General features: G+C 52.5%; 22 protein-coding genes. 20 read left to right on the forward strand and 2 right to left on the reverse strand.

Features of this window, described 5'->3' with window-relative positions; all coding sequences use genetic code 11:
- The first annotated feature begins 82 nt into the window (after positions 1-82).
- The 3 genes from ACTNE6_RS07515 to ACTNE6_RS07525 are packed head-to-tail and all read left to right on the forward strand — an operon-like array spanning position 83 to position 2,153.
- Positions 83-1,444: a sodium-dependent transporter gene (locus tag ACTNE6_RS07515; RefSeq protein ID WP_442499193.1), complete on the forward strand. Its 1,362-nt coding sequence runs from the start codon at positions 83-85 to the stop codon at positions 1,442-1,444.
- Positions 1,445-1,876, forward strand: a complete 432-nt coding sequence (locus tag ACTNE6_RS07520) for a type II toxin-antitoxin system RatA family toxin (RefSeq protein ID WP_194969850.1) — start codon at positions 1,445-1,447, stop codon at positions 1,874-1,876.
- Positions 1,869-2,153 (forward strand): RnfH family protein, encoded by a 285-nt coding sequence (locus tag ACTNE6_RS07525; RefSeq protein ID WP_194969849.1) that lies wholly within the window; start codon positions 1,869-1,871, stop codon positions 2,151-2,153. Before ACTNE6_RS07520 ends, ACTNE6_RS07525 begins: the two co-directional genes overlap by 8 nt.
- A 34-nt stretch (positions 2,154-2,187) precedes the next feature.
- On the opposite strand, the gene ACTNE6_RS07530 is transcribed toward ACTNE6_RS07525, so the two are convergent.
- Positions 2,188-2,718 (reverse strand): outer membrane protein assembly factor BamE, encoded by a 531-nt coding sequence (locus tag ACTNE6_RS07530; RefSeq protein ID WP_194969848.1) that lies wholly within the window; start codon positions 2,716-2,718, stop codon positions 2,188-2,190.
- A 151-nt stretch (positions 2,719-2,869) separates the two neighbouring features.
- Between ACTNE6_RS07530 and fur the strand changes: the two genes are divergently transcribed.
- Genes fur through lolD form a run of 3 tightly spaced genes read left to right on the forward strand, consistent with a single transcriptional unit; the run spans position 2,870 to position 5,233 of the window.
- On the forward strand, positions 2,870-3,289 hold the full coding sequence (gene fur, locus ACTNE6_RS07535; RefSeq protein ID WP_194969847.1) for a ferric iron uptake transcriptional regulator: 420 nt from the start codon (positions 2,870-2,872) through the stop codon (positions 3,287-3,289).
- A gap of 23 nt (positions 3,290-3,312) precedes the next feature.
- Positions 3,313-4,560 carry a lipoprotein-releasing ABC transporter permease subunit gene (locus ACTNE6_RS07540; protein ID WP_442499194.1) on the forward strand — a complete coding sequence of 416 codons (1,248 nt, stop codon included), beginning with the start codon at positions 3,313-3,315 and terminating at the stop codon, positions 4,558-4,560.
- Positions 4,553-5,233 carry a lipoprotein-releasing ABC transporter ATP-binding protein LolD gene (lolD, locus tag ACTNE6_RS07545; RefSeq protein ID WP_434484905.1) on the forward strand — a complete coding sequence of 227 codons (681 nt, stop codon included), beginning with the start codon at positions 4,553-4,555 and terminating at the stop codon, positions 5,231-5,233. Before ACTNE6_RS07540 ends, lolD begins: the two co-directional genes overlap by 8 nt.
- A gap of 49 nt (positions 5,234-5,282) precedes the next feature.
- Here the strand turns inward: lolD and ACTNE6_RS07550 are convergent, their stop codons facing one another.
- The gene (locus ACTNE6_RS07550; protein ID WP_442499195.1) at positions 5,283-5,792 is read right to left on the reverse strand and encodes a DUF2062 domain-containing protein; all 510 of its coding nucleotides are present in this window, start codon (positions 5,790-5,792) and stop codon (positions 5,283-5,285) included.
- Positions 5,793-5,866: 74 nt separating this feature from the next.
- Between ACTNE6_RS07550 and ACTNE6_RS07555 the strand changes: the two genes are divergently transcribed.
- From ACTNE6_RS07555 to ACTNE6_RS07620, 14 genes are all read left to right on the forward strand, one after another.
- Entirely contained in the window at positions 5,867-8,131 is a 2,265-nt protein-coding gene (locus ACTNE6_RS07555; protein ID WP_442499196.1) for a DNA internalization-related competence protein ComEC/Rec2, read from the forward strand.
- Positions 8,132-8,217: 86 nt separating this feature from the next.
- Positions 8,218-8,667 (forward strand): SUF system Fe-S cluster assembly regulator, encoded by a 450-nt coding sequence (locus ACTNE6_RS07560; RefSeq protein WP_442499197.1) that lies wholly within the window; start codon positions 8,218-8,220, stop codon positions 8,665-8,667.
- Positions 8,668-8,681: 14 nt separating this feature from the next.
- Positions 8,682-10,130, forward strand: coding sequence for a Fe-S cluster assembly protein SufB (gene sufB / locus ACTNE6_RS07565; protein WP_442499198.1), 1,449 nt, complete (start codon positions 8,682-8,684; stop codon positions 10,128-10,130).
- Positions 10,130-10,390 carry a type II toxin-antitoxin system HicA family toxin gene (locus ACTNE6_RS07570; RefSeq protein ID WP_442499199.1) on the forward strand — a complete coding sequence of 87 codons (261 nt, stop codon included), beginning with the start codon at positions 10,130-10,132 and terminating at the stop codon, positions 10,388-10,390. Before sufB ends, ACTNE6_RS07570 begins: the two co-directional genes overlap by 1 nt.
- Positions 10,380-10,592 (forward strand): type II toxin-antitoxin system HicB family antitoxin, encoded by a 213-nt coding sequence (locus ACTNE6_RS07575; protein WP_442499200.1) that lies wholly within the window; start codon positions 10,380-10,382, stop codon positions 10,590-10,592. The genes ACTNE6_RS07570 and ACTNE6_RS07575 overlap by 11 nt, the downstream gene beginning before the upstream one ends.
- A 73-nt stretch (positions 10,593-10,665) precedes the next feature.
- Positions 10,666-11,409, forward strand: a complete 744-nt coding sequence (gene sufC / locus ACTNE6_RS07580) for a Fe-S cluster assembly ATPase SufC (RefSeq protein WP_194969836.1) — start codon at positions 10,666-10,668, stop codon at positions 11,407-11,409.
- The gene (sufD, locus tag ACTNE6_RS07585; RefSeq protein ID WP_442499201.1) at positions 11,409-12,731 is read left to right on the forward strand and encodes a Fe-S cluster assembly protein SufD; all 1,323 of its coding nucleotides are present in this window, start codon (positions 11,409-11,411) and stop codon (positions 12,729-12,731) included. Before sufC ends, sufD begins: the two co-directional genes overlap by 1 nt.
- Positions 12,732-12,821: 90 nt before the next feature.
- Complete coding sequence (locus ACTNE6_RS07590) at positions 12,822-14,045, forward strand: SufS family cysteine desulfurase (protein WP_442499202.1); 1,224 nt, start codon at positions 12,822-12,824, stop codon at positions 14,043-14,045.
- A gap of 66 nt (positions 14,046-14,111) precedes the next feature.
- Entirely contained in the window at positions 14,112-14,564 is a 453-nt protein-coding gene (sufU, locus tag ACTNE6_RS07595) for a Fe-S cluster assembly sulfur transfer protein SufU (protein ID WP_268120300.1), read from the forward strand.
- 144 nt (positions 14,565-14,708) lie between these two features.
- On the forward strand, positions 14,709-15,485 hold the full coding sequence (locus ACTNE6_RS07600; RefSeq protein WP_442499203.1) for a class I SAM-dependent methyltransferase: 777 nt from the start codon (positions 14,709-14,711) through the stop codon (positions 15,483-15,485).
- 77 nt (positions 15,486-15,562) lie between these two features.
- Positions 15,563-15,883, forward strand: a complete 321-nt coding sequence (locus ACTNE6_RS07605) for a non-heme iron oxygenase ferredoxin subunit (RefSeq protein ID WP_442499204.1) — start codon at positions 15,563-15,565, stop codon at positions 15,881-15,883.
- A gap of 157 nt (positions 15,884-16,040) precedes the next feature.
- A protein-coding gene (prfB, locus tag ACTNE6_RS07610; RefSeq protein WP_194969830.1) for a peptide chain release factor 2 occupies positions 16,041-17,139 on the forward strand; the annotation gives its coding sequence in 2 pieces (ribosomal slippage) (positions 16,041-16,115 and positions 16,117-17,139; 1,098 coding nt in all).
- 88 nt (positions 17,140-17,227) lie between these two features.
- A complete protein-coding gene (lysS, locus tag ACTNE6_RS07615) occupies positions 17,228-18,724 on the forward strand; it encodes a lysine--tRNA ligase (RefSeq protein ID WP_442499205.1) in 1,497 nt (498 codons plus the stop codon).
- Complete coding sequence (locus ACTNE6_RS07620; RefSeq protein ID WP_442499206.1) at positions 18,724-19,041, forward strand: DUF2818 family protein; 318 nt, start codon at positions 18,724-18,726, stop codon at positions 19,039-19,041. Before lysS ends, ACTNE6_RS07620 begins: the two co-directional genes overlap by 1 nt.
- Positions 19,042-19,277 lie beyond the last annotated feature (236 nt).

The raw sequence follows: 19,277 nt of genomic DNA on the forward strand, positions 1-19,277 counted from the left end.
GACTGACGTAAGGGTATAATTTTGTTATTTTACTCGATTTACTGAAAAAATTGAGTTTTTAATAGAGACAACGGGCAGTCAAATGACGGATACAAAAAAATCAATTCATGGGGAATGGTCATCGCGTTTCGCCTTTATCCTCGCAGCCACGGGTTCGGCGGTCGGTTTGGGAAACATCTGGAAATTCCCCTATATAACCGGCGAGAACGGCGGCGGCGCATTTGTTCTCGTTTATTTGTTGTGCGTGGTATTCATCGGCGTGCCTATCATGATGGCGGAAACGATGATGGGGCGCCGAGGCAGGCAGAGCCCTATCAATACCATGGAAGCGCTGGCTGCCGAAGCTGAAGCGGATACCAACTGGCATTACCTGGGCTGGATGGGGGTTGCCGCCGGCTTCCTGATTCTCTCTTATTACAGCGTCATTGCGGGATGGGCTTCTGCTTATGTCTTCAAGGCTTTTTTCGGCAGCTTCTCAGGCGCGGATGCGGCTGAGATAAAAGGGCTTTTTGACAGCTTCGTTGCCAGTCCGGTCCAGTTGATTTTCTGGCATTCCTTATTCATGCTGGCTACCATGCTGATCGTTGCCCGCGGCGTAAAAAGCGGACTGGAGCGAGCCGTGCGCTTTTTAATGCCGGGTCTGTTTGTGCTGATGATTTTATTGGTCGGCTATGCCATGACCACGGGCGCCTATGATCAGGGGTTGAAATTTTTGTTTAACCCGGATTTCAGCAAGATTACCGGCGATTCCGTGCTGACCGCCATGGGGCATGCGTTTTTCACCCTGAGCCTGGGCATGGGCGCCATTATGGTTTATGGATCTTATTTGCCCAAGGATGTGTCTATTGCAAAAACGGCGTTTCTGATCGCCGGGTCCGATACGGTCGTGGCTTTGTTGGCCGGTATCGCTATTTTTCCTATTGTTTTTGCCAATGGGTTGGAAGTCGGTTCAGGCCCCGGCCTTATTTTTCAAACGCTGCCGATTGCTTTCGGCAATATGACCGGCGGCTGGCTGTTCGGTATTCTGTTTTTTGTGATGCTGGTGTTTGCGGCTTTGACTTCTTCTATCTCCCTGATCGAACCGGCTGTTGCATGGCTGGTCGAAAACAAGGGTTTAAGTAGAGAGCAAGCCTGTGTCTGGTCCGGTTTGGCAACCTGGCTGTTGGGATTGGGGACCGTGTTTTCATTCAACATATGGTCCGATTTTAAAGTTTTCGACAGAAGCATTTTTCATTTGGTGGATTATTTGACGGCGAATTTGATGTTGCCTATCGGCGGCTTCGGGATTGCGATGTTTGCTGGTTGGGTCATGAAACAGCGGCATAGTGAGCAGGAACTGCAAATGTCCAGCGCAGAAGGCTATCAGTTGTGGAAATTTTTAGTGTGCTACATTGCGCCTGCGGCTGTTTTTCTAGTGTTTCTGAATGTGGTTGGGGTTATTTAAATGACCGTTGTTGAAAAAAGCGCTTTGGTGAAATTTTCCGCTCAGCAGATGTTTGATCTGGTTAATGACATCGAAGCCTATCCGCGCTTTTTACCGTGGTGCGGCGGCAGCCGGATCCTTAAACGGGAGGGCGACATTATTGAAGCGGAGCTGTTGATTTCCAAAGGCGGATTCACAAAATCCTTTTCAACGAGAAATAAAATTGATGAGGGCGGCAGGATTACGGTGTCCTTGCTGGAAGGGCCTTTCACTTATCTGGAAGGGACATGGGACTTTATGCCGTTGCGGGAAGATGCCAGCAAGATTTCCCTGAATCTGGAATTTGAGATGCCAGGCGTGCTGGCAAGTCTGGCATTCGGTGCCGTGTTCAACCAGATATGCAATACCATGGTCGGTTCTTTTACTCAGCGGGCCAAGGAGATTTATGGCTGAGCAGTTGATTGATGTTGAGGTTGCCTACGCCAAGCCTGAAGAGCAGGTGATTCTGTCCCTCAAAGTGCCGGAAGGCGCCTCTGTCGAACAAGCCATAAAGGCATCAGGATTGTTATCCCGGTTTCCGGAAATTGAGCCGTCCGGAATCAAGGTGGGTATTTTTGGCAATGTCTGCAGTATGGACCAGATTTTAAAACAGGCCGATAGAGTGGAAATTTATCGGCCTTTGTTTCACGATCCCAAAGAAGCGAGACGGCAGCGCGCCGCAAAAGGATAACGCTAGCAGTGCGCTTGAAAATGCTTCAGGCGATTCAGTTCATCGGGGTGTCGGGATTATTTATTCCTCGTTCCGATTTGGGCTCTGAATTTACAGGGTCGGATTCAGTCGAACTGTCGATGTCATCGATGCCGAATAGCCCAGTGATTTTCTCCCATAAGGTTTTTTCAAGTTCCCTTGGCGGCAAATCAACCGTTGTTTCGGGTGATTCCTTGATCACAGGGAGCGCGCTGGGTTTGAAATCGCCCTGAAAACCGACAACCCGATCATTGTCGAAGAACAGCGTGATTTTCTTTTGCATTCTGGCCTCGCCTCCAGGTTGATTGGAATAAATGTAATCCCAGCGATTCTGGTGGAAAGCATCGGTCGTCATGGGCGAACCCATGATATACAGTACCTGGCGTTTGTTCATGTTGGGCCGTATCTGATCGATCATGGACTGATCGATCATATTGCCTTGCTGGACGTCCACGGTATAAACGCCAGGCAAATTATTAAGAATACTGGAACATGAGGCAAGCGTCAGGCTGGTCAACAGAGTTAAAGAAAAAAGCGGCTTTCCCATTTGAGGCGGCAGAATAATTTGAAAAAGACGAAATCATACCTGATGTTAAACGATTATCCTATAAAACAGTCATGCGTTTCATGCCAAAAAAACGCTACAATGTGCGATACCCTATATAAAGCTGCCACTTGAACGGCAAAATTGGAGATTTATGTTTGAAACTCAAGATTTAAAGAATGCTGGTCTCAAGGTCACGTTGCCTCGGGTCAAGATTCTGCAAATTTTAGAAAAACAAGTTGATGAACATCATCTGACGGCTGAAAAGGTTTATAAAATCCTGTTGAGCGAGGATGAGGACATCGGCCTGGCTACGGTTTACCGGGTTTTAACCCAGTTTGAAGCCGCAGGTCTGGTGACTCGGCATCATTTTGAAGGCGGAAACTCTGTTTTTGAGCTGGCCAAAGGTGATCACCATGACCACATTCTCTGCATGAAATGTGGTAAAGTGGACGAGTTTACCGATGAGCTTATTGAAGCCCGTCAGAGAGAAATTGCAGAAAAACTGGGCTATGAGCTGACCGACCATAGTCTTCATTTGTACGGCTACTGCTCTGCCTGCAGAAAATCCTGATTCCCCCTTAATTTACGGACTCCATGTTTAAACCGCTTATTTTTTATATCGGCTTGCGCTATACGCGAGCCAAACGCCGTACTCGTTTCATTTCTTTTATCACATTAACCTCTGTTTTGGGGATAGCTCTTGGCGTCACGGCACTGATTACGGTGTTGTCGGTCATGAATGGTTTTGAAGCCGAGCTGCGCGAGCGGATTCTCGGCATGACTTCGCATGCCACGATCACCGGCAAATACGGCCGGTTGGATAATTGGCGGGAATTGCAACCGAAAATCACACAATATCCGCATGTTGAGGCGGCCGCCCCTTTTGTCGACGGGCAAGTCATGATTAATTCCGGCCAGCGCGTCAGCGGTACCTTGTTGAGCGGGATTTTGCCTGAATATGAGTCTTCTGTTTCGGATGTCGCCAACAAAATGAAAGTGGGGCAGCTATCTCAACTTGTTCCCGGTGAGTTTGGCGTTGTTCTGGGCGCGGAACTGGCGAGTTATCTGGGCGTTATCGTCGGCGACAAAATCACCATCATCACTCCGCAGGTTAATCCGACGCCGGCCGGCATTTTGCCGCGCATGCGGCGGTTCACCGTGACGGGCATTTTTCAAGTCGGCATGTATGAGTACGATCGCAACCTGGCAATCATTCATATTGATGACGCCGCTAAATTGTTCCGTTTAGGCGATTCGGTGTCAGGGCTCAGGATCAAGCTGGACGATTTGTTCAATGCGCCCAAGATCACGCGCGCCATGGCGGCCGATTTCTATGATGAATACCGGGTCGGCGACTGGACTCAGGCTCACAGCAACTTCTTCCGCGCGATTCAGACTGAAAAGCGGGTCATGTTTATTATCCTGCTGTTGATAGTGGCCGTAGCGGCTTTTAACATCGTATCGACGCTCGTTATGGTGGTCACCGACAAGCGCGGCGATATCGCCATTCTGAAAACCCAGGGGCTGACTTCGCGTTCGGTCATGGGCATTTTTATGGTGCTGGGCACGGTCATCGGCGCCGTCGGCACGCTTTGCGGCACCATAGGCGGCGTTGCGCTGGCGTTAAATGTTGAAACGATAGTGCCGGCCATTGAGAAATTGTTTCAGGTTCAGTTCATGGCGGCCGATGTGTACTACATCAGTCAATTGCCTTCCAAGCTGGTCTGGACAGATGTCTATGTGATCGCGAGCATGGCCTTCTTTTTGTCGCTGGCTGCGACCATTTATCCTGCCTGGCAGGCATCCAAAATCAATCCTGCGGAAGTTCTGAGATATGAATAAGACTAGCATTCTGGAATGCCGGCAATTAACCAAACGCTACAACCAGGGCGGGCTGGACGTTGAAGTCCTCAAGGGCGTCAACCTGAGCATTGAAATTGGTGACCGCGTCGCCATCATGGGCGCCTCGGGTTCCGGCAAGAGCACCTTGCTGCATCTGTTGGGCGGCCTGGAAAAAGCCAGCGGCGGCGAGGTTGTGCTCGACAACGTCAATCTGAATAAAGTCAGCGCAACAAGGCTAGCCAAGTTAAGAAACAGTTCCTTGGGCTTTATCTATCAGTCTCATCATCTGCTGGGCGAATTTACCGTATTGGAAAATGCGGCGATGCCTTTGCTGATAGCAGGTCTTTCGGTAAAAGAGGCGCGCGTCCGCGCCATAGAGTTATTGCAGCGGGTAGGGCTGGGGCATCGTATCGAACATAAGCCCGGGGAAATATCAGGCGGAGAGAGGCAGCGTGCGGCCATAGCCAGGGCGCTTATCAACAAGCCCAAATGCGTTCTGGCCGACGAACCGACCGGCAATCTGGACAGCAAGACAGCGGACCAGATTTACCAGTTGATGCTGGAGTTAAACCAGGAGCTGAATGTCAGTTTTCTGGTGGTGACCCATGATCATGATCTGGCATCAAGGATGGGTAAGGTGCTGCATATGGAAGACGGCGTGATAGTCGCTTGAAGATGAAGGTTAAACAGGCTGTGCGCTTGTTTAACCGCAACTTCTGCGCTTATCTTTGCTTTCTTTCAGTCCATTTTTTCATGACATGGTAGCGCCAGAATTCATTGACGCCGAAGTATCCGGCGGTTGAACACATAATACCCACGACCAGACAGCCGACAAGAAACGGCTCCCAGGTATTGCCGATCCCTGTCATGATGCTGTCTATCGAGAACTCAAAGTCTTCGCTGGGCGAGGGTTCATTTAAGAACCAAAGCCCGGCCAGATAGGCAAAATAAAACATCGGCGGCATGGTTAAGGGGTTGGTTATCCAGACCAGCGCGACGGAAATCGGCAGGTTGGCTCTGAGATAAAATGCCACTGCGGCTGCGATGGCCATTTGTCCCGGCGTTGGAATCCAGGCTACAAAAAGACCTACAGCCGCTGCCATAGACACGGACCGGCGGTTTAAATGCCAGAGGTTGGGGTCATGCAGCCTGTCGCCTAGAAACTGAAGATTTTTATGATTTTTAATTGTTTCGGGTTTGGGCAGGTATTTTTGTATCAGTTTTTTGGGCATTATGTCTGCATTGCAAAGTTGCTTAATTCATCAAGTTTATCAGGTTTTTGTCGACCCCAAAATACCAGGAAAGAATGCTCGTTTCCACGCTGTTATTTTTAGCTGGCGTTTTGCTGGTCCAGCAGTTGCCGACGTTGCCGGCTGCCGAGTGGCTAGCGGCCGGCGCAATCATCGCCGGTTTGATGGCATGGTGGCGCTTTTGGCGGGGGCTGTTTTTCATGATGGGCGTTTTATGGGCGGTGCTGTTTGCAATGAACAGGCTGTCGGACAGGCTGCCCCAATCGCTTGAAGGAATCGACATACCCGTTAAAGGCATCATTGCCGATTTGCCGGAACAGGATGAAAAGCGCGCCCGCTTCGATTTTGTTGTTACCGATTCCGCCCGGGATCTGCCTTCGAAAATTAAATTAAGCTGGTATTACCCCAAACATGGGATTAAGGCTGGCCAGCAATGGTCGTTTACGGTCAAGTTGAAGCGCCCGCATGGCAATTTGAATCCCGGCGCATTTGACTATGAGCGCTGGCTGTTCACGGAGGGCATCGGTGCGACAGGGTATGTGCGCAACAGTCCGGCGCCTGTACTGCTGTCTGACGAGCCGGCCTGGTACAGTATTTCGGCAGGGCGGCAGCTTATAATCGACCGGTTGTCGCAGCAGTTGGGCGACAGTCAGAGCGTGGCGCTTGTCAAAGCGCTGGCTATTGGCGATGGCAGCAGTATCCCGCAGGCGCAATGGGAGGTTTTTCGTAAGACCGGCACGCTCCATCTGATGGTGATTTCCGGTTCGCATATCGGTTTGATCGCCGGACTGGTTTATTTTATCGTGCTCAGGTGCTGGGCATGGACGAACCTGTTGGCCTGGCCGCCTCAACGAGTTGCCGCATTGTCGGCATTAGTCGCCGGCATCCTGTATTCGGCATTGGCCGGATTTTCGATACCGACACAGCGCGCGGTGGTCATGCTGGCTATTTTCATGGCTGCCGTTGTTCTTCAGCGCAATACCCATTCCTTCAACACATTGGCCGTCGCTCTGTTCGCGGTTTTATTGCTGGACCCGTCGGCCGTCCTGTCGGCAGGGTTCTGGCTTTCATTTCTGGCTGTGGCAGTGATTGTCTATGCCGTTGGCGGGCGCCTGGGCAGGCCTGGCTATCTGGAAGGCGTCATAAAGATAAATTGGGCTACGACCGTGGCCTTATCGCCGTTGTCATTGTTGTTTTTTCAGCAGATTTCGTTGATTGCGCCATTGGCTAATCTGATTGCGGTGCCCGTTGTCAGTTTTCTGGCTGTGCCGCTGTCGCTGCTGGTGGTGATAACGGTGTTTGTATGGCCGGCATTGGCCGGTAAGCTGTTTTTTCTCGTTGATACCGTGCTGCAGGGTTTGTGGTGGATTTTGAACGAATTGGCGGCGGCGCCTCTGTCCGTAATCAATCATGCGCAGCCTCCGCTCTGGGCATTGTGCTTCGCCGTGCCGGGTGTGCTGGTCATGCTTGCGCCGGCCGGCATGCCGGCCCGTTGGCTGGGGTTGGCTATGTTTCTGCCGCTGGCCTTTACGGAATCGGAACGCCTTGAATCGGACGGTTTCAGGATGACCTTGCTGGATGTCGGTCAAGGTCTGTCGGCGGTCGTGCAAACATCCCATCATGTGCTTGTGTTCGATGCCGGCGCGAAATTTTCCGAGCAAAGCGATATGGGCCAGAGCGTGCTGCTGCCTTTTTTACGTCAGCAGGGCGTCGAGAAAATCGATAGCCTGATCATCAGCCATGGCGATAATGACCATATTGGCGGCGCCGACTCATTACTGGCAGGCATTGAGGCCGAACAAGTGCTTACCAGTGTGCCGCAGCAGCTAAGCGGCCATTCGCCCGTTGCGTGTGCGGCAGGGCAGTCCTGGCATTGGGATGGCGTGACATTCATGATGTTGTCGCCGCGCTCGTCCAATTTCGTTTCAGAAAACGACAATTCCTGCGTCCTGAGAATTCAGTCTGATAAGGGCTCTGTGCTGTTGACGGGCGATATCGAAGCGGCGGCGGAATCCTGGCTGGTTGAGGCTTATGGCGAGCAGCTAAAGACGGATGTGCTGATCGCAGCGCACCACGGCAGTAAAACCTCATCAACTTCGACGTTTCTGCAAACCGTTCATCCCGATTATGTACTCATTCCAGCCGGCTATCGCAATCAATTCGGCTTTCCCCATCAGTCCGTATTGAAGCGCTATCAGGACATAGAAGCGAAGTGGCTGAATGTTGCCGATCAAGGCGCGATTTTTGTCAAAGCCGGCAAAGAATCACTAATCGTGCATACCATGCGGACGACAGAAAGCAGATACTGGAACAGCCATTGATTATTGTGATGATACCTTGACAATAACCAAGTTCTTTACTACGGAATTAAATAGGACTAAAATAGTCCTTAATTAGAGAGGTAGGTATGTTACGGCTGAGCAAATTAACTGACTATGCAACGGTTGTCTTGAGCTTTATGGCAAGAGATCGATCGCATGTGCATGCGGCTATGGAAATAGCGGCGGCAACGGGTATTGCTTTACCGACGGTCAGCAAGATTCTGAAACTGCTCGTGAAAGCGGATGTGCTGATTTCCACGCGCGGCGCCAAAGGCGGCTATGCATTGGCCAGAGTTCCCGAGAAAATCAGCGTGGCAGCCATTATCAGCGCGCTGGAAGGGCCGATTGCGCTGACCGAATGCAGTATTTCCCATCAAGGCTGCGAGCAGGCTACGGGCTGCGATATTCGCAGCAACTGGGGAGTAATTAACCGGACGATTCATAATGCCCTGGAGTCCGTGACTCTGGCGGATTTGATCAGACCTACCGTCGTGCCGGAAGAGGTTTTCATTCCGGTGACCAGTTTATATCGTTAAATTTAGAGTTGTTTATGTCAACAAGTGCGAAAGAAATCGAGAAGCTGATTGGCCGGGAATACAAACAGGGCTTTGTGACCGAGCTGGAAACCACTACTTTCCCGCCCGGATTGAATGAAGACGTCATTCATAAGCTGTCCAAAGTCAAGAACGAGCCCGAGTTTATGCTCGAATACCGGCTGAAGGCATTCCGTCACTGGCAGACCATGCAGTCGCCGACCTGGGCTTTCGTCAATTTTGCCCCGATTGATTATCAGGATATCAGCTACTATTCAGCGCCCAAACGCAAGGAAGACGGCCCGAAAAGCCTGGACGAAGTCGATCCGCAGGTGCTGGAAGCCTACAAGAAGCTGGGCATTCCCCTGGATGAACAGGAGCGGCTGGCCGGCGTAGCTGTCGATGCGGTGTTTGACAGCGTATCGGTGGCAACGACGTTCAAAGGCAAGCTGAAAGATGCCGGCATTATTTTCTGCCCGATTTCGGAAGCCCTGCGCGACTATCCGGAACTGGTCCAGCAATATTTGGGCTCGGTCGTGCCGCATACCGACAACTTCTTTGCCGCGCTCAATGCGGCCGTGTTTACGGACGGTTCATTCGTCTACATTCCGAAAGGCGTGCGCTGCCCGATGGAATTGTCGACCTATTTCCGCATCAATGCCGCCAATACCGGACAGTTCGAAAGAACGCTGATCATTGCCGACGAAGGCAGCCATGTCAGTTATCTGGAAGGCTGTACGGCGCCCATGCGCGACGAAAACCAGCTGCATGCGGCCGTGGTCGAGCTGGTCGCCTTGAAGAATGCGACGATTAAATACTCCACCGTGCAGAACTGGTATCCGGGCGATAAGGAAGGCAAGGGCGGCATTTACAATTTCGTGACCAAGCGGGCCGACTGCCGCGGCGAAAACTCCAAAGTCTCATGGACGCAAGTGGAGACCGGTTCGGCGATCACCTGGAAATATCCCAGCTGCATTTTGACCGGTGACAATTCGATTGGCGAGTTTTATTCGGTCGCGCTGACCAATAATTTTCAGCAGGCCGACACCGGCACCAAGATGATCCACATTGGCAAAAATACCCGCAGCACGATTGTTTCGAAAGGCATTTCGGCCGGCCGTGCGCAGAATACTTATCGCGGCTTGGTCAAAGTGTTAAAGAATGCCGAGAATGCGCGCAACTATACGCAGTGCGACTCCTTGCTGATCGGCGATAAATGCGGCGCGCATACGTTCCCGTATGTCGAAGTCAAGCAGCCTTCGGCGCAGGTCGAGCATGAAGCGACGACATCCAAGATCAGCGAAGACCAGCTGTTCTTCTGCCAGCAGCGCGGCCTGTCGGCGGAAGACGCCGTGTCGATGATCGTGAACGGCTTCTGTAAGGAAGTGTTCAAGGAACTGCCGATGGAGTTTGCGGTTGAGGCGCAGGCTTTACTGGGATTGAGTCTGGAAGGCTCGGTAGGCTAGTGGGCAAGTACGATAAATTACTCACCAAGCTATTGAGCGGACGTTCCGATAATAATATTTCGTTTTTGGAACTTATGCAGTTGCTGCAACGGTTACAGTTTGATGTCAGGATACACGGCGATCATCATATTTTTACTCGTGATGGTATTGCTGAAATTCTGAATTTACAGCCTAGAGGCGCCATGGCGAAAGCCTATCAGGTCAAACAAGTGAGGCAAATTATTGTGAATTATCATTTGGGGTTGAAACATGACCAGTAAGTACGAAATGATTATCTATTGGAGTGAGCAAGATCAGTCTTATATTGTTGAGGTTCCTGAATTGCCGGGCTGTATGGCGGACGGCAATAGTTACCAAGAGGCCGTTCGAAATGCTGAACAAGTGATCAATGAATGGATGGAAACGGCCAAGGAGTTAGGGCGTTCTATTCCGGAACCGAAAGGGCGCTTATTGTATGCGTAATTAGCGCGAGCCAATGATTGGCATAGCTTTGGCGTAAACCATCAAATAATTTTTATAGTCAGGTAAAACAAATATGCTCAGCATAGAAAATCTTCACGTCAGCGTAGGCGACAAGCCCATTCTCAAAGGCATCAATCTGCAGATCAATGCCGGCGAGATTCACGCCATCATGGGGCCGAACGGGTCCGGCAAAAGCACTCTGTCGCATGTATTGTCAGGCAAGAGCGGTTATACCGTAACGGAAGGTTCTATCACTTACCAGAACAAGAATCTGGTGGACATGGCGCCTGAAATCCGCGCGCGTGAAGGTGTATTTCTGGCCTTTCAGTATCCGGTAGAAATTCCGGGCGTCAGCAATATTTACTTATTGAAAGCAGCGCTGAACGCCATTCGCAAACATCACGGCCAGCCGGAAGTCGATGCGATGGATTTCCTGACCTTGGTCAAGGACAAGGTCCGTCTGTTGGAGATGGATGAACGGTTCCTGTACCGCGCCGTCAATGAAGGTTTTTCGGGCGGCGAAAAGAAACGCAACGAGATTCTGCAGATGGCGATAATGGAGCCCAAATTGTGCATTCTCGATGAAACCGACTCGGGTCTGGACATCGATGCGCTGAGAATCGTTGCAGATGGCGTCAACTCCTTGCGTTCGCCGGAGCGCTCGTTTGTCATGGTGACGCATTATCAGCGTCTGCTGAATTACATCAAACCGGACTTCGTGCATGTACTGGCTCACGGGCAAATCGTCAAATCCGGCGGTCCCGAGCTGGCATTGGAGCTGGAAGAGAAAGGTTACAGTTGGATTGAGGCTGCTTGATGACTACAGCAACAGCAAGCCGTTATACGGCTGAATATCAAACCATAGCGCCAGCTTTGCCAGGGCAATCTCTGCCTTGGCTGCAGCAATTAAGAAGCGAGGCGCTGGCGGCATTTTCAGTGCACGGTTTTCCGTCGCTGCGCGAAGAAGAATGGCGTTACACGAATGTGTCCGCGATCGAGAAAAAGCTGTTTAAACCGGTCACCGGTTTAACGGCCGGTAGCGTTGACGCGGACTGGCTGAAACAGCACCAACTGGAAGATGCCTGGTCGGTCGTGTTGATTGACGGACATTTCTCAGCTGAATTATCGGTGCTGGACGGTCTGCCCGAGTCGGTCTCCGTGATGAGCATGGCCGAGGCGCTGAATTCGCAGTCTGCGCTGCTGGAGCAGCATGTGGGCCGCGCCGTGGCGAATGAGGAGAACAGTTTCATCGCTTTCAACATGGCCTGGTTCACCGATGGGTTGTTTGTGCATGTGCCGGCTAAACAGGTATTGGCTAAACCGGTGCAGTTGCTGCACATTGCTACGCAGGCCGATACGCTGGCCGCAACGCGCAACGTCGTCGTTGTCGATGACATGGCCGAGGCGCAAGTTATAGAGACGTTCGTCGGCCTGGATCAGGCTTATCTGTCGGCAGCCGTTACCGAAGTGTTCGTTGGGCCTAATGCGGATCTGACCCTGTTTAAACAGCAAAGCGAGTCCGAGAAGGCTTACCATTTCGGCGGCATTTACGTTAAGCAGGCGCGCGACGCGCGGTTCAGGCACCATAACTTCGCCTTTGGCAGCCTGCTGGCGCGCAGCGATATCCATACCGATCTCGATCATGCGTCCGAATGCGAGCTGAACGGCCTGTTTTTAGGCAGCAAACGCCAGCATATCGACAACCATACGCGCATCAACCACTTGAAGCCGCGCGGAATCAGCCGCGAAGTCTACAAAGGCGTGCTCGGCGACAGGGCGCGCGGCGTGTTCCAGGGGCGCGTGATTGTGGCGCAGGATGCGCAGAACACCGATTCGGAAATGAATAACCGCAATCTGCTGTTGTCCGAAGATGCCGAAGTCGACACCAAGCCGCAGCTGGAGATTTACGCCGATGACGTCAAATGCGGCCATGGCGTGACGGTAGGCCAGCTCGATGAGAAATCGATTTTTTACCTGCAATCGCGCTGCGTTGATGAGGAGACGGCCCGCAATATGCTGACTTTTGCGTTTGCCAACGAGATGGTCGATAAGGTCAAGATCAAAAGTCTGCACGATAGAATTCTGGAGCAGGTGTTGGCGCGGTTCCCACAGGAAGGCGTCAAAAAGGAATGGCTGTAAGCCGAGACGGCATTTTTCAAGTTAATCAAGATAAATAGTATGTGGCGCTGCTGGCCCAGCAGCGCATAAACTCTGGAAATATTTAAAGTTATGACCCATTTTCCCGTAGCAAAAATTCGTGCTGATTTTCCTATTCTGGACCAGAAAATCCGCAACAAACCCTTGGTTTACCTGGACAATGCCGCCACTTGCCAGAAGCCCAACGCGGTCATCGACGCTATCTCGCATTTGTATCGCCACAATTACGCCAATGTGCACCGCGGCGTGCATGCGTTGAGCGTGCGTTCCACCGATCAGTTCGAAGCGGCGCGGATCAAGGTCAAGGATTTCATCAACGCGGCCAGCGACAAAGAGATTATTTTTGTCAAAGGCACGACGGAAGCCATCAACCTGGTCGCCCAGACCTTCGGCCGGGCCAATATCAAGGCCGGCGACGAAATCGTGATCAGCGCCATGGAGCATCACTCCAATATCGTGCCCTGGCAAATGCTGTGCCAACAGACCGGCGCGGTATTAAAAGTCGCACCGATCAATCACAAAGGCGAATTGATTTACGATGAATTTGAAAAACTGCTGAACGATAAAACCAAGCTGGTTTCCATCGTGCATATGTCCAATGCCCTGGGCACAGTCAATCCGGTCAAGAGGATCATTGCCGCAGCGCACAGCAAGGGCATTCCGGTATTGCTGGACGGCGCGCAGGCCATTCCGCACATGCCGGTTGACGTGCAGGAACTGGATTGCGATTTTTACGCTTTCTCGGGCCATAAATTGTATGGTCCGTCCGGCGTCGGCGTCTTATATGGCAAGCAGGCGCTGCTGGAAGCCATGCCTCCGTATCAGGGCGGCGGCGACATGATACGCAAGGTTACTTTCGAAGAAACCGAATATAATGTGCTGCCGTACAAGTTTGAAGCCGGCACGCCCAGCATTGCCGATGTGATCGGGCTCGGCGCCGCCATCGACTATCTGAATGAAGTCGGCATGGAAGCCATCGCCGCTTACGAGGCTGAGTTGCTGGCTTACGCCACTGAACAGGCCAGGCAGATCAAGGGGCTGCGCATTATCGGCGAGGCCGAAAACAAAGGCGCGATTCTGTCTTTCGTGCTCGACAGGATTCATCCGCACGATATCGGCACCATGCTGGACAGTCTGGGCATCGCGGTCAGGGCGGGGCACCATTGCGCCATGCCGGTGATGGATTTCTTCGAGGTTCCGGCTACGGCAAGAGCTTCATTTGCCATGTACAACACCAAGGAAGAAATCGACGTGCTGATGCAGGGGATAAAATCCTTGATTGAGGTATTTGGCTGAAATAGTTGGTCTCTAATCAGTTCAAAAAGAACTTTCCTCGTTTACCGAATTTAACAGAGAACCTATATGTTTGATGACTTACGCGACCTCTACCAAGAGGTCATTTTTGACCATAACAGAAACCCGCGCAATTTCCGTGTCATGGAAAATGCGGACCGGCAGGTGGAAGGCTTCAATCCGCTGTGCGGCGACCGTTTGACATTATTCTTGAAGATGGACGGCGATGTGATTGCGGACGCCAGTTTTCAGGGCTCGGGATGCGCCATTTCCACGGCATCGGTTTCGCTGATGACTGAAATCATCAAGGGCAAAACCGAGCAGGAAGCCGAAGAGTTGTTCAAACAGTTCCACGAGATGACCACCGGCAAGGACGAACAGGCGAGCTTGGCTGCAGTCGGCAAACTGGCCGTGCTGGCCGGCGTGCGCGAGTACCCGGCGCGCGTTAAATGTGCGACGCTGGCCTGGCATACGCTCGATGCGGCGTTAAAGAACGAGAAAAAATCGATTTCCACTGAATAAGCCAGAACGTAAGCGCTTGGGCATATAAACTGCAAGGGCGGACACCCGCTCTTTGCATTGTAGGGTCGAATTCATTCGACCCACAAGCCGCAGCATAATGCTACTGCGAGGCCAAGTACCTTCTCTATCGAGTCTTTGCAAGGCATGAACATAATCAACCAACCCTATGTCGGCCAGCTTGCCGTTCTTTATGAAGGCAATGGCGATCTGTTGCCGTATCAGCAACTGGCTGCGCGGCTGGGCGTGCCGCTTTATCAGGGGCTTGCGCAAGATATTCCCGAAGCTTTTTTGCTGACCTGGCGAGATGGCGCATTAAAATTGCTCGACAGAGAGCTGTTCAAGAAAGGCGGCTTGTCCGTCGATATTGAGCCGCGTAGCGGCGAGCAGCGCTCATGGCCGGCACCGAAGCAAGACGCCTTGGCGCACGCGCTCGGACGTAAAACCCGCACTGTCGTCGATGCCACAACGGGCTGGGCGCAGGACAGCCTGCATATTTTCCGAATGGGCTACGAGTTGCAGTGTATAGAACGCTCGCCGGTCATGGCCGAGTTGCTGTCTGACGGATTCAAGCGCCTGGCCGCGCTGGACTGGATGCAGCGGCTGAATCTGGAGCCGCCCCGACTGCTGGCCGGCGATGCCATTGAAATCCTGGCCGCATTGGAAACGCCGCCCGATTGCATCTATCTGGACCCGATGTTTCCGCCCAAGCGGAAGAAATCGGCGCTGGCCAAAAAAACGATGATGGTATTGCGCGATCTGTTGGGTGACGATCAGGATAAGGAACTGCTTTTTGAGGCGGCCTTGAAAGCGGCCGGAAAACGCGTCGTGGTCAAGAGCCCGGACTATGCCGAGCCGTTAGGCGGCAAGCCGAGCGAGAGTTTTCAAGGCAAATTGCTCAGGTTCGATGTGTATTTAAAGTAGCCGTAGGGTGCGCACTGCGTACCTTTCCTGCTTAATTGATGAGCTTGCCCCCTGTATTAAATAGTTAAGGTGAAAAAATGTCCGACTGGATAAACGTAATCGATCAAAAAGCACTGGCTGAAGGTGAGCATATCGTCGTCGATGTCGATGGAACCGATGTGGCCGTGTTTAAAATTGAGGGCCAGTTCTATGCCATTGAGGACGTTTGCACGCACGACGGCGCGGAAATCGCCAGCGGCAAGTTGGAAGGCTGCGAGATTATCTGCCCGCGTCACGGCGCGCGCTTTTGCGTGAAAACCGGCGCCGTAAAATCTCCGCCCGCCTATGAGGATATCGACACTTTTCCGGTGCGCATCGAGAACGGCAAAGTACAAGTCAGGGATGATCGCTGGGATTGACGCGCCGATTTATACAATTAACCCCGCGCATCAGTCATTAAGTTCTGCATGAACAGAACGGCGTTATAGTTTATAATTCCGCTCTTTATTTGAATTTTCACTGGCCGGAGCTTGTCGATAGCGTCCGGTTTCGAACGTCTTGGTTAAATAACGCCCCATGCAAGAAATAAATCCGATTAAGCATAAAATAGCCGACCTGAAAAGCCGTGGTGATGCCCTTAGGGGGTATCTTTGACTTCGAAACCAAAAGCGAGCGTTTGGTCGAAGTCCTAAGGGAACTGGAAAACCCGAAAATCTGGGATAACCCGGAAGTGGCGCAAGCCATGGGCAAGGAGCGCGGCCAGCTGGAAGCGATCGTCAATACGATTCAGGAACTGGAACATGGCTTGGCCGATGCGGAAGAGCTGCTGGCCCTGGCTGTGGAAGAAAATGACGAAGAAACCGTCGATACGGTCGTGGACGATCTGGAACAGCTGGAAAAAAAGGTTGCCGAGCTTGAATTTCGCCGCATGTTCTCCGGTGAAATGGATGCCAACAATGCGTTCCTGGATATTCAGGCCGGTTCCGGAGGCACCGAGGCGCAGGATTGGGCCTCGATGATCGAACGCATGTTTTTACGCTGGGGCGAGCGCAGAGGCTTCAAGACCGAACTGATCGAGGAATCGGCCGGGGATGTCGCCGGCATCAAAAGCGCCACGATCAAATTCGAAGGCGACTATGCGTTCGGCTGGCTGCGTACCGAGACAGGCGTGCACCGCCTGGTCCGGAAATCGCCGTTCGATTCGGGCAATCGCCGTCATACCTCATTCGCTTCGGTATTCGTATCGCCCGAAATCGATGACGATATCGACATCGACATCAACCCGGCGGATTTGCGCGTCGACGTTTACCGGGCTAGCGGCGCCGGCGGCCAGCACGTTAACCGTACCGAATCGGCCGTGCGTATCACGCACAATCCCTCCGGCATCGTCGTGCAATGCCAGAGCGACCGCTCGCAGCACAAAAACCGCGATACGGCCATGAAGCAGTTGAAGGCCAAACTGTACGAGCTGGAAATGCGCAAGCGCAGCGAAACTCAGCAGGCTTTGGAAGATACCAAATCGGACATTGGCTGGGGCAGCCAGATCCGCTCTTACGTGCTGGACCAGTCGCGCATCAAGGATTTACGCACCGGCGTCGAAACCGGCAATCCGCAGGCGGTCCTGGACGGCGATCTCGATCAGTTTATCGAAGCCAGCCTGAAAAGCGGACTGTAAGTAATCACGAAATTTATAGCAAACAGAAAATACACCTGATGGGCGCGAAACTTGCGCCCATCCTATAACGATAAGAGTCAAGATACACATGTCAGAAATTGAACGGGACGAACAGGAACAGATCAGACAACGCCGCAGCAAATTGAGTGAATTGCGCGAAAACGGCATCGCATTCCCCACCGACTTCCGCCGCAACGTGGTTGCCGGCGAAGTGCTGGCCGAATACGGCGAGAAATCCAAGGAGGAGCTCGAAGCAGATCCTGTTCGCGTCAAGATCGCCGGCCGCATGATGACGCGCCGCGTTATGGGCAAGGCCAGCTTCTGCCATATTCAGGATATGTCCGGCAGGATACAGCTTTACGTGACCCGCGATACGCTGCCGGAAGGGTTTTACAACGAACAGTTCAAAAAGTGGGATATCGGCGACATCGTCGGCGCGGAAGGCGTGCTGTTCAAAACCCAGACCGATGAACTCAGCGTCAAGGTCGATGATATCCGCCTGCTGACCAAGGCCTTGCGCCCGTTGCCGGAAAAATTCCACGGCCTCACCGATCAGGAAGTCAAGTACCGTCAGCGCTATCTGGACCTGATCATGAGCGAAGAATCGCGCAACACGTTTCTGGTGCGTTCCAAGATCGTCGCCTACATTCGCCAGTTCCTGATCGAGCGCCAGTTCCTGGAAGTGGAAACCCCCATGATGCAGGCCATTCCGGGCGGCGCCACGGCAAGGCCCTTCATGACGCACCACAATGCGCTGGACATGGGTTTGTATCTGCGCATTGCGCCGGAACTGTACTTAAAGCGCCTGGTTGTAGGCGGTTTCGAGCGCGTGTTTGAAATCAACCGCAATTTCCGTAACGAAGGCCTATCGACGCGGCACAATCCCGAATTCACCATGCTGGAATTCTACCAGGCCTATGCCGAATACCATGAACTGATGGATTTAACCGAGGAGATGCTGCGCGGCTTGGCCGAAAACGTGCTAGGCAAGACGATCATTACTTATCAAGGCGAGCAGTACGATTTCGGCAAGCCGTTCGATCGCATGACTGTGTTCGATTCGATTCTGCATTTCAATCCCGATTTGACGCCGGCCGATATCGATAACCGCGAGGCGGCGGCTAAGGTTGCGGAAAAATTGAAAATTCCAGTCAAGGACGGTTACGGCCTGGGCAAGATACAGATCGAAATCTTCGAAAAAACCGTCGAGCATCGTTTGATGAACCCGACGTTCATCACGGCCTATCCGGTCGAAGTGTCGCCGCTAGCGCGGCGCAATGACAACGACCCGCATGTGACGGACCGTTTCGAGTTCTTCGTCGGCGGCCGGGAGATCGCTAACGGCTTTACCGAGCTCAATGATGCCGAAGACCAGGCGGCGCGCTTCCAGAAACAGGTCGAGGAAAAAGAAGCTGGCGACGATGAGGCCATGCACTTTGACGCCGATTATATTGTCGCGCTGGAACATGGCATGCCGCCGACTGCAGGCGAGGGCATCGGCATTGACCGCCTGGTCATGCTGTTCACGGATTCGCCGTCAATCCGCGATGTCCTGCTGTTCCCGCACATGAGACCGAAAGGCTGATGGCGCCGGCAGGACTTTATGGCTTCTTTATATTGGCTGCCTTCGTCGCAGCCAATATACCGTGGGTCAGCGATCGCTTTCTCATGGTTTTCAAACGGGACAAAAACGCCTGGCTGCGCTGGCTGGAATGGCTGGCGATGTATGTCTTGGCAGGCGCTTTGTCTGTCGCTCTCGAATATAAGCTGACCGGTACGCGGCATGTTCAGGGCTGGGAGTTTTATGTCGCGACCTTATGCCTGTTTTTAGTCTTTGCCCTGCCGGGCTTTATTTATCATTACGACCTTAAAAGGCTTTTGTCGAGAAGGGCGCCGGGCTAATCTGCCAGCGAGTTCCGGCAAGGTACGCGCTGCGTACCCTTATATCTCGATTTTACCCAATTAGGGATAAAATCCCCGGCTGATCACCGGGCGGGAAGCGGAGAAGCCGGGCGTACCCTGAGGCTTCGAGCCTGCTGCGTAGATTTCGCTCTCCGTTTCCCTCATCCGCCTCATAAGTTCGTACGGTATGCGTAGGCCCCCGTTTCGCCGGGAGAGCCTGTATGATCTAAGGCTGA

Source organism: Methylobacter sp. sgz302048, assembly GCF_052162025.1.
GTDB lineage: Bacteria > Pseudomonadota > Gammaproteobacteria > Methylococcales > Methylomonadaceae > Methylobacter.